Source organism: Brevibacillus sp. TJ4 (assembly GCF_044627595.2).
Classification (GTDB): Bacteria; Bacillota; Bacilli; order Brevibacillales; family Brevibacillaceae; genus Brevibacillus.
Genome location: NZ_CP185865.1, coordinates 2699322 through 2713553, shown reverse-complemented (window position 1 = coordinate 2713553; position 14232 = coordinate 2699322). Strand labels below are relative to the sequence as shown.

Genomic DNA, 14232 nt, shown 5'->3' with positions numbered 1-14232 from the left:
GATCTTGAAAAGGAGCACAGTGATGAAGGCAAAAACAGCGCAAGAATCTCGCACCGTCCAGGCTTCCCTGGTTCAACCCTCCGATACGAACTACCTCGGGACGATTTTTGGGGGGACGATGATGGCCTATATCGATGAGGTGGCAGCGATTACAGCGATGCGCCACTCCCGCCGACCGGTCGTAACGGCTTCGATTGATTCGATCGATTTTCTCGCACCGGTGAAAATGGGCCACTCCATATGCCTGGAGGCGTACGTCTCTTCGACAGGGAAAACGTCAATGGAAATTTTTGTAAAAGTCATCTCCGAGAACCTCGGAACCGGTGAGCGCGTACTGACCGCTACTTCGTTCCTGACGTTTGTGGCGCTTGACGAAGAGGGGAATCCGACGGAAGTACCGCCTGTCATCGCCGAGACGGAAGAGGAAAAATACTTGATGGCATCCGCGGAAGAACGCAAAAAAATGCGTGCCGAGCGAAAAAGCCAGACGAAGGAATTTGTCAACGAGCTATCCATCAAAAAGTCAATATAAACCAATGATGCTCACAGGAGGGGACGCTGCATGAAGTACCGGAGATTGGGAAAAACAGATTTGACCGTATCTGTGGTCGGGGTCGGCACCTGGCAGTTTGGCGGCGAGTGGGGCATGGACTTTACCCAGGCAGAAGTGGACGAGATTTTGTCCAAGGCAAAAGACCTCGGGATCAACTTGATTGACACGGCTGAATGTTACGGGGACCATACGTCTGAGCGTTTGATCGGCAGCTACCTGAAGCAGGATAAGCGCGAGGATTGGGTGGTCGCCACGAAATTCGGACACCAGTTTCACGACAAATTCAGCCGCACCAATGAATTCGACGCAGCGGCGGTGCTGGGGCAGTTGGAGCAATCGCTGAAAGCCTTGCAAACAGACTATATCGACCTGTACCAATTTCACTCCGGACCGGATGAGGTGTTCGACAACGACGAGCTCTGGACGATGCTGGACAAGCAGGTGCAGGCCGGAAAAATCCGTCACTTGGGTATTTCCATCGCCAAGAACGACAACATCCATCAGACCTCATCGGCATCCCGGGTGAATGCAAAAACGATCCAGGTCGTCTACAACCGCCTCGACCGCAAACCGGAAGAGCAAGTGTTCTTGTCCTGCCAGGAGCAAGACCTGGGCGTCTTGGCCCGCGTGCCTTTGGCAAGCGGATATTTGAGCGGCAAGTATAAGCCAGGAGCTGTTTTCGCCGGCAACGACGTGCGCCATCGCCACGATCAGGAGCATGTAAACAAGCTATTGCAAGAAGTGGAAGCAATCAAACAAAATGAGCTGCCAGCGGGGACAGATATGGCGCAGTGGGCACTGGCCTGGTGCTTGCAGCATCCTACCGTGACTACAGTCATTCCGGGCTGCAAAAACCCGCAGCAGGTTGAGGCAAATGCCAAAGCAGCGGAGTTGGCTAGCGACGAGCACCCGCAGGCCATACAGCGGGGCTGAATTCAGTCGAGAAAGCGCGCGCGTGTTTCCGGCGTAGGCAGCAGGCACTGTTCGCTTTTGCCAAACCAGCGGTAACGATTGCGCGCGACCCACTCATACAGCGGATCACGAATCAGGCGGGGGATGAGGAGCCCGAGCATGGACAGGGCTCTCCATTTTCCGCCCATTCTGTTTCCGAGCCGCAGCAAGGCGTCCGATTTCGTATACAGTTTATGACCGTCGATAAAGACGACCGATTTTAGCTCTCTAGCATCATAACCGTGTTCTGCCAGCAGGCGCCGGGCGGTGTCGGACTGCAGGGAGGCAAAGCAGATGCGTTGACTGGCGTCGTTGCGGATCACGAACTGGACAGATGCTTGGCACATATGGCAGACGCCGTCAAACAGCAGCAGATGCTCTGGCTGATCCTGATTTGCATGCGTCGTTTTCATCGTACAGCCCTCCTCGATCCATCCTGTTTTCCTCTTCATTGTACCAGTACCACCCGGCTTATGGCATCTTTCCTCTTCACTCAGCCCAGCAAAGTTTTCCTGCGCGAATCAGTTGCGCTGCCTTTTCCATGTCGAGATGCATTTCTCTGTCTTCCACCAGGCGAGGAATCTCGTCGCGCAGTACGCGATAAGCACGTTCCGTACCAGCGCCCATTTTTCCGTGGCCGAACTCCAGTGCCTGACCCGCTGCCAAATACTCGATCGCCAGCACTTTCGCCGTATTGGCTACGACTGTGCGCAGCTTGCGGGCCGCCGTCGTCCCCATGCTGACGTGATCCTCCTGATTGGCGGAGGAGGGGATGGAGTCGACAGAAGCGGGGTGGCACAGCACTTTGTTCTCGGAGACGATTGATGCGGCCACGTACTGTGTAATCATAAAGCCGGAGTGAAGCCCGCCTTGTTCGGTCAAAAATCCTGGCAGTCCGCTTAATTGCGGATTGACCAGCCGCTCTAGGCGTCGCTCGGAGATGTTGGCCAATTCCGCCGTGGCAATAGCCAGAAAGTCGGCAGCCAATGCGATCGGCTGACCGTGAAAGTTGCCGCCGGAGATGACGTCACCCGTCTCGGAAAAGAGCAGCGGATTGTCGGTCACACTGTTGCACTCTCTGGATACGACATCCCAGACGTACGCCAACGTGTCACGTGTCGCTCCGTGCACTTGCGGAACGCAGCGCAGGCTGTAGGCATCCTGTACGCGCAGCTCTCCCTGCAGCGAAGTGCGTTCGCTTCCTGCCAGATGGACGAGCAGCCGGCGGGCCGATTCCTGCTGCCCGGGATGGGGCCGGACGAGGTGCAATTGCGGATCGAATGCCTGCGGGATGCCGTGCAGCGCCTCCATCGTCATCGCCGCCACCACTTCAGCGCTCTCCAGGACAATCCGCGCGTCGTACAGGGCAAGGCAGGAGAGAGCGGTCATCGCCTGCGTGCCATTGATCAGTGCCAGCCCTTCTTTCGCCTGCAGGCGAATCGGTGCCAGGCCGACTGCAGCAAGAGCATCTGCTCCGGGCACGATCCGACCGGAGACTTCTGCTGATCCCTTGCCCAGCATGACCAGCACCATATGGGCCAGGGGGGCGAGATCACCGCTTGCTCCCAGCGATCCTTGCTGCGGGATTACGGGGTGTACACCACGGTTGCACATCTCGGTCAAAAGCTGCAAGGTCTCTTCGCGAATACCCGAATATCCTCTCAGCAGCGCGTTGATGCGAAGTGCCATCATCGCCCGTACGACTTCCCCAGGATACGGCTCGCCCATCCCGCAGGCATGGCTCATAATCAGGTTTTCCTGGAGCTGGCTTGTATCCTTGTCGGAGATGACGACGTCCGAAAATTTGCCGAAACCGGTGGTGACGCCATAGACGACCTGCTTTTCGGCCAGCATCCGCTCGACCATCTCGCGGGATTGCCGCACGTTCTCCAGCGCCTCTGGGGCCAGGCTGATGTGTGCTTGCTCGCGTGCGATGGCGACGACATCTTCAATTGTTAAATTCGCTCCGTTCAAGGTAATGACATGTGCTTTCTTCATTCATCAGTTTCCTCCTTTACTAGAACAAAGAACAAAAAAGGACGAGGGGCAGGATGTTATTCTCCTGCCCCTCGTCCCGGGGAAAGTATGCGTTTGCCCAAACGTAAAATGGTCGTTATCGGCATGCAAGTTTCCTCTTTTCCATATGTTCACTCAATTTGTTATATGTTCTTTGCTGTCATTGTACCTGATTCTGGCGCGTAGTCAAGAAGGGAGTGACACAGCTATTGTCCTTTTTGGAGAAAAAACGGGCTTAGTCGTATGTGCGAGGATGGGCAAGTGTCGTTTCTTGAGCGTGATAAACGTCATACCATGTACTGTGTAATTTCAACTGAAAGGAAGTGCTTCATTGGAAAAACGTCGTCGAGAGCCGTCCCAATCGCCAATCCAAAGGCGGCCCAAAGAAATGCCAAAACCGCCTTCATCCAGCATGCCAATGCCTTCGCCTGAAAGCCCGTCGCCAAACGTGTCGCCGAACTATCCTTCACCAAATGTCTCGCCGAACATGCCGTCTCCCAACATGCAGGCACCACGTCCCAATGTTCCATATCCACCAGTCAGGCCGAGACCGCAACGCCCCAACATACCAGCTCCCAACATGCCGCCAAAAAGAGAGCCATCCAACATGATGCCCAACATTCGCCCCAATGTCCGCCCAAATGTTCGACCAAACGTGCGCCCCAATGTCAGACCAAATGTCCGTCCGAACGTCAGACCGAACATCAGACCGGAGATCCATCCGTATCACCCCCATCTCTCGCCCAACATGCCACCGAACATGTCACCGAACATGCCGCCTAATGTCTCGCCGAACATGTCCCCGAATATGTCGCCCAACATGCGGCCATCTGCTCCGCATCCAAAACGGAAAGTTGATGTCGAACTGTATCTGTTCAAGCTGCATTTTCACCGGGATCGGATGGAGCACTTCTATCGCAAGTGCAAAAAACACCGCGACAATCGCCGCAAGTACGCGGAATACTGGCGGCATTACAAGCATCACAAACGCAGAATGGATCACTACCAGGAGCGCTGTCACGACTTCCATGACAGCAGCAGCAGTTCCTCTTCACGCTACGGAAGAAGTTCATCTTCGGCTTCTTCATCGCGGCATCGATACGATTGCGATTGCGGTTGCTCCAGCTAAAAAATGGGGGAAAGGCGCCAGCACAGCGATGGCGTCTTTTTTTCGTTGGTCGCGGCACTTGTGGCGAAGCGCATCCAGAAGAGAAGTGTTCTATTTGTTGATCGACACGGACATGACAGGTATACTCGTAATTATCAGATAAATGTCGGACAGGGAGTGTGGGAGAAATGATCATTGATGTGAAAAATGTAACATGGAAACGAGACAACACCACGATCCTGCGGGAAATCAACTGGCAGGTGAAAAAATCAGAACACTGGTGTATCGTCGGACTAAACGGTTCCGGCAAGACGAGCTTGCTGCAAATTCTTTGCGGCTACACCTGGCCGACGCAAGGAGAAGTACAGGTGCTCGGCAACCGCTACGGCGAAGTAGACGTACGCGAAGTGCGAAAGTCGATTGGCTGGGTAAGCACCGCGCTGATGGCCCACATGCACGACAACGAGACTGCCTTCCGTCTCGTCTTGAGCGGGCGTGAGGCGACGATCGGACTGTACAACACCCCGTCGGAAGAAGATATAGAGAAGGCTTCCGAACTGCTGCATACGTTCGGCTGTGACGCCCTGAAAAACCGACCGTTCCGCGCCCTTTCCCAGGGGGAACGACAAAAGGTACTGATTGCCAGGGCTTTGATGGCTTCCCCTCGTTTGCTTATTTTGGACGAGCCGTGTACAGGACTGGATCTGCTGTCACGCGAGCAACTGCTGGCGATGATCGAGCAGATCGCGGCACAACCAGATGGGCCCACTCTTCTGTATGTCACGCACCACATCGAAGAAATTCTCCCTTGCTTCACGCACACGTTGCTGCTCAAACAAGGCGCGATCGAAGCTGCCGGCGAAAATCGTCATATTTTGACGCCTGAACAGTTGACCCGCTTTTTTGGCGTGCCGATCGATGTTCGCACTTCCCAGGGCCGATCCTGGGTCAGTATTGGCGAAGAAGCGACGATTCGGTAGTTGCAACATCAGTTGGCGAGGATAGTGTATAATAAAGGTATGTATGTATCTGGGAGGAGAGGAGAGATGGAGGCATGACGAATGTGACTGCACCTATAGCTGACTCCACCTGGGCGATCATCACTTATGAAGAAGCGTGGAAAAGCTACATCAACAGTTACGTCATCAAACAAAAAGACACATTTGTCGTCATCGACTCGCACTTGCGCAAGCACCGCGACTATTTTCAGCAAGCCCTGGCAGAGATTGGGGCCGTGCCCGGAAAAATTGATTACGTTTACTTTACGCATCGCGGCGCCGACCGTATCGGGAATGCCGACATGTTTCCCTCCCGCAACAATTGGATACACCTGGACGACTACTATGAGCTGGACGATTTTTCTCAGACACTGTTCGGCCATACGTTTACAGGAAATGGAGGAGACCTGCCCTTCTTGAAATTCAGGCAGCTTGGCTTTCACACAGAAGGGTCCGTCGCTTTTTTTGATCCGAATTCGAAAGTTTGCTTTGTCGGGGACCATCTGCGATTCACCGAGATGCCGCTGGGAGCAATCGTCGGACGAGAGGATGAAGCGAGAGAGGCCTATAAAAGGCGGATCGAGGAGTGGGCTGCACAAGAGACGGAACGGGCGGGGACATACGCAGAAGGACTGGAGATTTTGTTGAATTGGCCGATTGAGTACTTGGCTACTGGTCATGGTCCCATACTGGCAGGGGAGATTGCTCCTTTCCTGCAAGAGTTGATTTCCATGATTCGTCGCCAAGCGTAAGGCGATTTGACGCAGGAAAGGAGCTGGAAAGCCAGCTCCTTTTGTGTTGCTTGCAGTTGGCAAGCCCTTAACTGATTTGTGTCGACGCTTTTTGCCATTCCTCCAGCCGCTTTTCCAGTTCGGTTCGATTAAGATGAAGGAACTGCGGAGATTTACCCAGCAATTGGCGGATGTACAGCAGAGCATGGTCGTAGTTGCCTTGCGCTGCTTCGATCTCTGCCAGGCAAAACAGCTTCCAGCTTCGCGCAGAGCGTTTGCGGGAGATGAGCTGATAGGCGGCCTGGGCGCTTTCCACTTCACCCAGCCGGGCGTGCGAACAAGCAATGACGGCCAGCGAATCGGTCATTCCGTGATCTCGCTGATAGACGCGAAAGGCGACTTCCAGGGCTTCGCTATAGCGACCCGAAGAGTAGTAGACGATGGCCAGGTTGTAAAACAGATAGTGGATCATCGCCTGGTTGAACAGCGTGGGCTGCTCCTTGCATACATGGAGCCCCTGTGCGATGTATTTTTCCGCCAACTCGTAATTGCCGGTCAAAATTTCATAGGTGGATTTATCCAGCATCGCCACGGAGCGTGAACGGTTTTTGCGGTATGAGGCTTCCAGCCAGCGCAGGCGCACATCCTGCCAGCGGTTGAACAGATTGGACATATACTGGAAGCGGAACGGCCAGTGAAGGCGGAGCAACATTACCAAAAAGACTGCTGCAAGCCCTGCCAGTGTGGAGGTTACGTTAAGGTTCAGATAGTTCACGCCTGGTGACACCCCTTCGTCCAGCTATCTCTACTGGTTCAATCTTAGCACAGAAACCGCCTGCTTTACAGCGAATTAGCGCGAATTCGTCAGGACAAGTGTACCGAGCGGCTGATGATTGGAAAGCTGCTGGGCTTTGACCATCGAATCGGAAACCGTGTACAGCGTGTCGTCGAGCAGGAGGATTCGGCGGACGTTGTTCTCGCTCTGATACCAGGCATCTCCAGCCTTGCGAATTTCCTCAGGGCTCAAATGCGTGACGGTACTGGCCAACTGGAAGCCGCGTTGCAAGTCGAGATGGTAGATGTACGCGCCCTGGAATTGGAAGGAGCCGTATTCACCCACCTGATTTTTCGCTTTTTGCAGCTCGCTCAATTTCGTGACCGTTACCGGGAAGGCGAGTAGATTGTTCTCTTTGGAGAAAAGCAGCGCCTTGTGATTGTGCAGCAGCTCGGAATCCGTTCCGCGGTCGCCGATTACGGTCACAAATTTTTCCACTGGATTGCTCACGTCGCTAACATCGAACAAGGCGACTTTCATGCCTTGGTAATAGGCGACGTCTTTTTCGGCGATAGCTTCCTTGCCGAAGCCGATCAGGTGGTTTTCATCGTACGGATGCAGGTAATCGCTGTAGCCGGGAATTTTCAACTGCCCGAGGATGCTTGGCGCTTCCGGTTTTTTCAGGTCGATGACAAACAGCGGGTCGACTGTGCGGAAGGTCACCATGTAGGCGCGATCTCCCATGAACCGTACGGAGTAGATTTTTTCGCCTGGGGCGATCCCTTCCAGCTTGCCGGATATGTTCAGGTTTTGATCGAGCGTATACAGGTTGTTCTTGGACGTTCCTTCGTCTGTGCGCCACATGTTGCCTGTCGTGGTGGCGATGCGGAAATACCCGTCGTGCTCATCCATGGAAAACTGGTTGAGGATACGTCCCGGCACCACTCCTTTGCCCGTGTAGGAAAGAGTGCCATGCCCGAGGGCGAAGCGGTATACGGTCGTGGTAGTCTCTTCTTCGTCAGCCGGCGCGCTCGTAGAAAAAGGCAGGATCGGACGCTCCATGATGCGGTACATCCGTTTGGTGACTGTCACGTACAGATTGTCATGCGAGGCGTACATGCTGTCACCGGCGCCCAAATAGGCTTTTACTTCCGGCTTCTTGTCTGCGTCGTTCAGGTCGACTCCGGCTACCAGCAAATAGTTGGACGAAGGATTCTCCGGGAAGTAGTGGATGTCGCTGTACGGTACGGTCAGGTAGTCATCGCCTTTTGCCTTGTCCCGGTAGATGGGCAGCACCTCTTCGTTTTGCTCCAGCACACGGTGCGTGTTGATAAAGCTGTTGGTCACCAGGTACAGGTTGGAACCGATTTTGCGGGAGGAGAGGTAATCGCCCTCCAGTTCCAGCTCGCGCACAAGGCGAGGCTGCTGTTTGTCTGTGATGTCGTAGACCATTGCCGTTACGATTTGGTAGTGCACGTATGTGGGCTCTGCGATTCTACGAGCAGATGTGCTTTTGCTATGTCCGGTGTCCGCGATAGTCTGATTCGAATGTCCGATCACAACCATCCATTTCTCGTCCACGTACATTTCCTGGGGGCGAAAGGTGCCGTTCGCGTAACTGATGCGGCTTAGGACGGACATTTCCCCGGCAGGAAAAATGCGCGCGATTCTGATTTCATCGTCGGTCGTTTGATAGAGATAAGTGCCGTCTGTCTTGACGATGTCAGCCTCGTCGACGCCTTGTACCTGGACGTTGGTCGTGGAGATATTCGCTGCCCGGTCGGCGCTGCCGCTGGAAGGATTGCTGGCGCTCTCCATTACGGCTATGGCAATCTCGCCTTCCGCGTATCCGCGCATGTTCGATTCTTTTTCCAGCAGCAGTTTGAGCTTCTCGAACGAGCCGACGACAGGCAAGCCATCGGTTTTCTCCAGGTCTGCTGCGATGATCGCTTCCGTTTTGTCGCCAAAGAACGCAGGCAGTGCGAACACCGCAACTGCGATCGTCAGCACGGAAGCGAAGAGCACGCTCATTTTCTTTTTCAAGCAAATTCCCCCTAGATCTGTCTTTTGCTTCGGTGTCGTTTCTCATGTGTTCGCTTCTATTTTGACGGTGTTTTTTCCGAAATGTTTCACTTGCTGCGCACAACCTACGGACAGTTTTCGACAGCTATGCTATAATAATAGGCGATTTCGCATATTCGCCATACCATTACGTCAAAAGGGGCGTCATAGATGGAAAACTTGAAACAAAGCATCCTGGAACTGATTACGGAGACATCCACGAACCTGCCGCCTGACGTGCGCCGCGCCGTCAATGCAGCAAAATTGAAAGAAGATTTGGGCACGCGGGCAGCGCTTTCCCTGTCCACCATCGCCGAAAACATCGTCATGGCAGAAGAAAACGTATCGCCAATCTGCCAGGATACGGGCATGCCGACTTTTGAAATCAAAACACCGATTGGCGTGAATCAACTTATTATTAAAAAAGCGATTCACGAAGCGATTGCCGAAGCGACCAAAACAGGTAAGCTGCGCTCCAACTCAGTAGACTCGCTCACCGGCGCAAACACGGGGGACAACCTCGGACCAGGGACACCGGTCATCCATTTTGAGCAGTGGGAAGAGGACGAGATTGAAATCAAGCTGATCCTCAAAGGCGGCGGCTGTGAAAACAAAAACATTCAATACTCGCTGCCCTGTGAGCTGGAAGGTCTGGGCAAAGCGGGTCGCAACCTGGACGGCGTACGCAAGTGCATTTTGCACGCGGTCTACCAGGCACAAGGTCAAGGCTGCAGCGCCGGGTTCATCGGCGTCGGCATCGGGGGCGACCGTACTTCCGGTTACGCGCTGGCCAAGCACCAACTGTTCCGCAAAGTAGACGACGTCAACCCGAATCCTGATCTGGCCAAGCTGGAAGACTACATCTTGGAGACGGCTAACCAATTGGGTATCGGAACGATGGGCTTCGGCGGAAATGCTACGCTGTTGGGCTGCAAAATCGGCGCCGAAAACCGTCTGCCAGCCAGTTTCTTCGTCTCTGTCGCGTACAACTGCTGGGCATTCCGCCGTCAAGGTGTGCGTCTCAACGCCGAGACAGGCGAGATCAAACGCTACCTCTACAAGGATGAGGAAGTGGCGATGGACCTGACGCCAGTAGCTGCAGCGAACCAGGACGGAGAGCGCCGTGAAGTCGTCCTGCAAGCGCCGATCAGCGAAGAACAAATCCGCAGCCTGAAAGTCGGGGATGTTGTCATCATCAACGGAGAAATGCACACTGGCCGTGATGCGCTGCACAGCTACTTGATGGATCACGATTGCCCGATCGACCTGAACGGCGGCATCATCTACCACTGCGGACCTGTTATGCTGAAAGACGAATCCGGCGAATGGCACGTAAAAGCAGCCGGTCCGACCACTTCGATTCGCGAAGAGCCGTACCAGGGCGACATCATCAAGAAATTTGGGATTCGCGCTGTCATCGGAAAAGGCGGCATGGGAGCCAAGACGCTGAAAGCACTCGGTGAGCACGGAGCCGTCTATCTGAATGCAATCGGCGGGGCTGCCCAGTATTACGCCGAATGTATCGAAAAAGTAGAGGGTGTCGACTTCATGGAATTCGGTATTCCAGAGGCGATGTGGCATCTGCGGGTAAAAGGCTTTGCCGCCATCGTTACCATGGATGCTCACGGAAACAGCCTCCACGCCGATGTGGAAAAAGCCTCTATCGAAAAACTGGCGCAATTTGCAGATCCGGTATTTTAACAACAGTTGCGCCATATCCACCTTGCCAGCATGCGTTGGCAAGGTGTTTTTATTTCCGTCCACCCACGAAAAAGCGGGAACGGCGGCTAACCTGGGTGTATAACCATTTCCGCAAAAATGGGTGTTGGTTTATTTCCGCTGATAGCTGCTAGGCATAGGCTGTTAACGTAGGAAATGAAATCAAGGAGGAGTACGCGTGAATTATACTGTACGTTCCGGGGATACGTTAAGCAGCATTGCCGCTCGTTTCGGCATTTCTGTCCAAGACCTGATCAGAGCCAACAACATTCCATACCCGTACTACATTTACGTCGGGCAAATTTTGTATGTTCCAATCGCCACGCCTACGCCTGCCCCAGTCCCGACAGATGACTTCGAGCGCAGACTGGAGCGGGTGGAAAGACGGGTCGATGCGCTGCGTTCCGATTACACCGCAGTAGACGACCGGGTGGACGAATTGCAAAGGCGGATTCAGCGTCTGGAGAATCAGGTGCGGCAGCTTGAGCAGCGCCCGACGACACCGCCTCGCCCGACAGCTACTCCGCGGCCGACACCGACCCCTCGCACTTGATCGCGTATCACACTACCCGCAAAAATGCCCGGATGACATGTTCATCTTGGGCATTTTTCATCTTTCATGCAGGCGAAATCCTCGTTTTCACTAGTAGATTTTTCTCATTTTTTATCTTGAATTGAAACCAGTGGAAAGCTACCATGAAAGAAACATATGGTCAGGGAGGGAAATACATGAAATGGAAGGTGGCCATGCTGCAAATGGACATCGCGTTTGGGCAACCTGATAATAATCGGGAGATGGTCAGGAAGTACGTCGCCCAATTGGCCCAAGGCGGAAAAACAGATATTCTTGTGTTGCCTGAACTGTGGGATACCGGTTATGATTTGCCCCGCTTCGAGGAGATCGCTGACGATGAGGGAGCGCAGGCAAAACGCTTGCTGCGTGAGACGGCATTGCAGCTTGACGCGCATGTGATCGGCGGATCGATCGCGGAGAGGAAAGGAATAAACGTATACAACACTACCTACGTCTTGGATCGGAATGGTGTGGAAGCAGGAAGCTACTCCAAGGTTCATCTGTATCGGCAGGTGGATGAAGACAAATATGTGACTGCTGGAGAAACCCCCGGATTGTACATAGTCGATGGTCAGAATATTGCGTCAGTGATTGGCTACGACATCTGTTTTCCGGAGTACAGTCGTTCTCTGGCCTTGCGTGGTGCAAAAGTATTGGTCGTGTGTGCACAATGGCCGCATCCCCGTCTCCATCACTGGAGGCAACTGCTGATCGCGCGTGCCATCGAAAACCAGATGTACGTCGTCGCCTGCAACCGGGTTGGCGAGGGCGGCGGGACGATTTTTTGCGGACATTCGCTGGTCGTCAATCCGTTGGGCGAAGTGGTGAACGAAGGCATGCAGCAGGAAGCGATTATTACGGCTGAACTGGACCTGGCGCTGGTGGATGAGGTAAGGGAGCAAACCCCTGTCTTTGCCGATCGCCGCAGCCAGTTGTACGCGCTGTAGCATTTTCGCTCTCGCATGCGGGAAAAAATGGGCTGACCGCCGCCCGCTTCTGATTTTCCGATCGTACCGGATTTGCATAGGTTGATAGGAGAAGAACGGAGGAGGGGGTGCGGACTTGTTCGGGTTGAATGGAAAAGATGTACGCCATCATTTTTTGGGTGTGTACGGTAAGGTCGTGCAGATTCGTGAGCTCGTAGAGGTCATCGACCAAGTGTTTGACTCGTTTCACAAGGTCAGCCACATCAGTCGGACGATTCTGCCAAAAAAAGCCAGCGCGAAGAAGCTGGATCGTTTGCGCTAATGAAAAAGGACGCTTCCGCTAAGGGAGGCGTCCTTCCTTTTCGTTGGCACGGAGCGATTCCATCCCCATCCGCACCAGTTCCTTCACCATTTTCCCGCCTAGCTGCCCGCCGATCCGTCCAGCATCATGGGCGGGCAACTGCCCGTTATACCCATGCTTCAGCGGGACGTGCAGCTCTTTGGCCACTTCGTACTTGGCCTGGGACGGGTCTGCTACATTCGCGACTTGTGCCTTCAATCGGTCCAGTCCCGGCCGGGCAGTCGAAACGAGGGGACGTCTGCGTCTGCTCATCCCTGATCACCTCTGGTATGTAGGATGCCCAATCAGACCAATGCTTTGCGCGTGGAAAAATCCGTCTCAGGATAATACGTATGGGCGACAAGCAGGTTCGGACCGAGGCATTTTGCCGCCGGGCAGTAGCACGATATGCCTTGGTTTAGCGGGTGGGATTGCCAGTTGGCAAAGATCGTGTCCAGTGAATCCGTCGTAATATTGCCGAGCGGTTCGACGTCGCCGAAGTCGGTGACGATCACATCGCCGGTGAAAATATTGACGTTGAGCCGGTTGCGTCCGTCCGGGTCGTTGCGCGTAGTAACGTGTTTCGCCTGGCGCAGACGCAAGATCAGCTCTCGGTCTGCTTCCAGCGAGCTGCAAGCGAAGAAAGGCAGGGTGCCAAACAGCATCCAGACGTCCTCGTTGCGGATGTCCAGCATGCGGTGAATCGCTTCGCGCAGCTCCTCCAGCGTCAGCACCTCGAGGTCGCGTGCGAAGTCACTCGCGTACATCGGATGCACTTCGTGGCGGCGGCAGCCCATTTCCAGAATTTGCTGGTGAAGGACATCCAGCTTGGGCAAGGTGCGTTTGTTGAGCATCGTTTCCGCGGAGACGAACACCCCCGCATCCGACAGCTTGCGGACGTTTTCCATAATCTTCATAAATGCACTTTCCGCCTGTTTTTCGGAAACCGCCTGTGGTGTTTTTGCGTAAACAATATCATGGAACTCCGCGGGCGTAGACCAGTTCCAGGAGATGTGCATCACATCGAGGTAGGGCAATAGTACCTCATACCGGGAGTAAGGCATCGTCATGTTGGAGTTGATCTGGGTGCGCAGTCCGCGTCGGCTGGCGTATTGCAGGATCGGCAGGATGACTTCCTTGACGGTTCGTTCACTGTACATCGGTTCGCCGCCTGTTATACTAATCGTACGCAGGTTGACAGCCTCGTCGAGTCGACGCAGCAACAGATCGACAGGCAAAGACGGATCGTCTTTATATCGCAACGTGTCACCAACAGCGCAGTGTTCACAGCGCAAGTTGCACAGATTGGTTACCGTAAATTCCACGCTTGTCAGTTTGTAGACAGGTGGTGTGGCCAGCAGCAATGGCTCCCATGGGTCATACTCTGGTGTTAGCGGTTTGGTTGGAACCATGCGGATCATTGGAAAAAACCTCCTTCATTTCGCGTACATTCACTTATTATAACGACTTTGGAGCGCAA

General features: G+C 54.1%; 15 protein-coding genes. 9 read left to right on the top strand and 6 right to left on the bottom strand.

Going from position 1 to position 14232, the window contains the following annotated elements:
• Positions 1-22 precede the first annotated feature (22 nt).
• Positions 23-532 (top strand): acyl-CoA thioesterase, encoded by a 510-nt coding sequence (locus ACAF76_RS13350; RefSeq protein WP_421616759.1) that lies wholly within the window; start codon positions 23-25, stop codon positions 530-532.
• A 30-nt stretch (positions 533-562) separates the two neighbouring features.
• Positions 563-1486, top strand: a complete 924-nt coding sequence (locus tag ACAF76_RS13345) for an aldo/keto reductase (protein ID WP_421616758.1) — start codon at positions 563-565, stop codon at positions 1484-1486.
• A gap of 2 nt (positions 1487-1488) precedes the next feature.
• Here the strand turns inward: ACAF76_RS13345 and ACAF76_RS13340 are convergent, their stop codons facing one another.
• Both ACAF76_RS13340 and hutH read right to left on the bottom strand, forming a co-directional pair.
• Positions 1489-1917: a thiol-disulfide oxidoreductase DCC family protein gene (locus ACAF76_RS13340; protein WP_421616757.1), complete on the bottom strand. Its 429-nt coding sequence runs from the start codon at positions 1915-1917 to the stop codon at positions 1489-1491.
• A 76-nt stretch (positions 1918-1993) separates the two neighbouring features.
• On the bottom strand, positions 1994-3502 hold the full coding sequence (gene hutH, locus ACAF76_RS13335) for a histidine ammonia-lyase (RefSeq protein ID WP_421616756.1): 1509 nt from the start codon (positions 3500-3502) through the stop codon (positions 1994-1996).
• 625 nt (positions 3503-4127) lie between these two features.
• Here hutH and ACAF76_RS13330 point away from each other — a divergent pair.
• From ACAF76_RS13330 to ACAF76_RS13320, 3 genes are all read left to right on the top strand, one after another.
• On the top strand, positions 4128-4649 hold the full coding sequence (locus ACAF76_RS13330; protein WP_421616755.1) for a hypothetical protein: 522 nt from the start codon (positions 4128-4130) through the stop codon (positions 4647-4649).
• A gap of 167 nt (positions 4650-4816) precedes the next feature.
• Entirely contained in the window at positions 4817-5608 is a 792-nt protein-coding gene (locus ACAF76_RS13325; protein WP_421616754.1) for an ABC transporter ATP-binding protein, read from the top strand.
• A gap of 74 nt (positions 5609-5682) precedes the next feature.
• The gene (locus tag ACAF76_RS13320) at positions 5683-6378 is read left to right on the top strand and encodes an MBL fold metallo-hydrolase (RefSeq protein WP_421616753.1); all 696 of its coding nucleotides are present in this window, start codon (positions 5683-5685) and stop codon (positions 6376-6378) included.
• Positions 6379-6445: 67 nt separating this feature from the next.
• Here ACAF76_RS13320 and ACAF76_RS13315 read toward each other — a convergent pair whose 3' ends face one another.
• Both ACAF76_RS13315 and ACAF76_RS13310 read right to left on the bottom strand, forming a co-directional pair.
• Positions 6446-7132 carry a tetratricopeptide repeat protein gene (locus tag ACAF76_RS13315; RefSeq protein ID WP_421616752.1) on the bottom strand — a complete coding sequence of 229 codons (687 nt, stop codon included), beginning with the start codon at positions 7130-7132 and terminating at the stop codon, positions 6446-6448.
• Between the two features lie 75 nt (positions 7133-7207).
• Complete coding sequence (locus tag ACAF76_RS13310) at positions 7208-9175, bottom strand: beta-propeller domain-containing protein (RefSeq protein ID WP_400164053.1); 1968 nt, start codon at positions 9173-9175, stop codon at positions 7208-7210.
• Between the two features lie 189 nt (positions 9176-9364).
• On the opposite strand from ACAF76_RS13310, the gene ACAF76_RS13305 reads away from it, so the two are divergent.
• The 4 genes from ACAF76_RS13305 (at position 9365) to ACAF76_RS13290 (ending at position 12734) form a co-directional block, all read left to right on the top strand.
• Entirely contained in the window at positions 9365-10894 is a 1530-nt protein-coding gene (locus ACAF76_RS13305; RefSeq protein WP_400164052.1) for a fumarate hydratase, read from the top strand.
• Positions 10895-11090: 196 nt separating this feature from the next.
• The gene (locus ACAF76_RS13300; protein ID WP_400164051.1) at positions 11091-11465 is read left to right on the top strand and encodes a LysM peptidoglycan-binding domain-containing protein; all 375 of its coding nucleotides are present in this window, start codon (positions 11091-11093) and stop codon (positions 11463-11465) included.
• A gap of 176 nt (positions 11466-11641) precedes the next feature.
• Positions 11642-12433 carry a carbon-nitrogen family hydrolase gene (locus tag ACAF76_RS13295; protein WP_400164050.1) on the top strand — a complete coding sequence of 264 codons (792 nt, stop codon included), beginning with the start codon at positions 11642-11644 and terminating at the stop codon, positions 12431-12433.
• 115 nt (positions 12434-12548) lie between these two features.
• Entirely contained in the window at positions 12549-12734 is a 186-nt protein-coding gene (locus ACAF76_RS13290; RefSeq protein WP_400164049.1) for a hypothetical protein, read from the top strand.
• An 18-nt stretch (positions 12735-12752) separates the two neighbouring features.
• Here ACAF76_RS13290 and ACAF76_RS13285 read toward each other — a convergent pair whose 3' ends face one another.
• Both ACAF76_RS13285 and yfkAB read right to left on the bottom strand, forming a co-directional pair.
• Positions 12753-13025, bottom strand: a complete 273-nt coding sequence (locus tag ACAF76_RS13285; RefSeq protein ID WP_400164048.1) for an alpha/beta-type small acid-soluble spore protein — start codon at positions 13023-13025, stop codon at positions 12753-12755.
• A gap of 32 nt (positions 13026-13057) precedes the next feature.
• On the bottom strand, positions 13058-14173 hold the full coding sequence (yfkAB, locus tag ACAF76_RS13280; RefSeq protein WP_400164047.1) for a radical SAM/CxCxxxxC motif protein YfkAB: 1116 nt from the start codon (positions 14171-14173) through the stop codon (positions 13058-13060).
• Between the last annotated feature and the right edge of the window lie 59 nt (positions 14174-14232).

Coding starts and splice junctions, on each gene's coding strand:
- ACAF76_RS13350 (WP_421616759.1), top strand. CDS start 23: ATGAAGGCAAAAACAGCGCAAGAATCTCGCACCGTCCAGGCTTCCCTG.
- ACAF76_RS13345 (WP_421616758.1), top strand. CDS start 563: ATGAAGTACCGGAGATTGGGAAAAACAGATTTGACCGTATCTGTGGTC.
- ACAF76_RS13340 (WP_421616757.1), bottom strand. CDS start 1,917: ATGAAAACGACGCATGCAAATCAGGATCAGCCAGAGCATCTGCTGCTG.
- hutH (WP_421616756.1), bottom strand. CDS start 3,502: ATGAAGAAAGCACATGTCATTACCTTGAACGGAGCGAATTTAACAATT.
- ACAF76_RS13330 (WP_421616755.1), top strand. CDS start 4,128: ATGATGCCCAACATTCGCCCCAATGTCCGCCCAAATGTTCGACCAAAC.
- ACAF76_RS13325 (WP_421616754.1), top strand. CDS start 4,817: ATGATCATTGATGTGAAAAATGTAACATGGAAACGAGACAACACCACG.
- ACAF76_RS13320 (WP_421616753.1), top strand. CDS start 5,683: ATGACGAATGTGACTGCACCTATAGCTGACTCCACCTGGGCGATCATC.
- ACAF76_RS13305 (WP_400164052.1), top strand. CDS start 9,365: ATGGAAAACTTGAAACAAAGCATCCTGGAACTGATTACGGAGACATCC.
- ACAF76_RS13295 (WP_400164050.1), top strand. CDS start 11,642: ATGAAATGGAAGGTGGCCATGCTGCAAATGGACATCGCGTTTGGGCAA.
- ACAF76_RS13285 (WP_400164048.1), bottom strand. CDS start 13,025: ATGAGCAGACGCAGACGTCCCCTCGTTTCGACTGCCCGGCCGGGACTG.
- yfkAB (WP_400164047.1), bottom strand. CDS start 14,173: ATGATCCGCATGGTTCCAACCAAACCGCTAACACCAGAGTATGACCCA.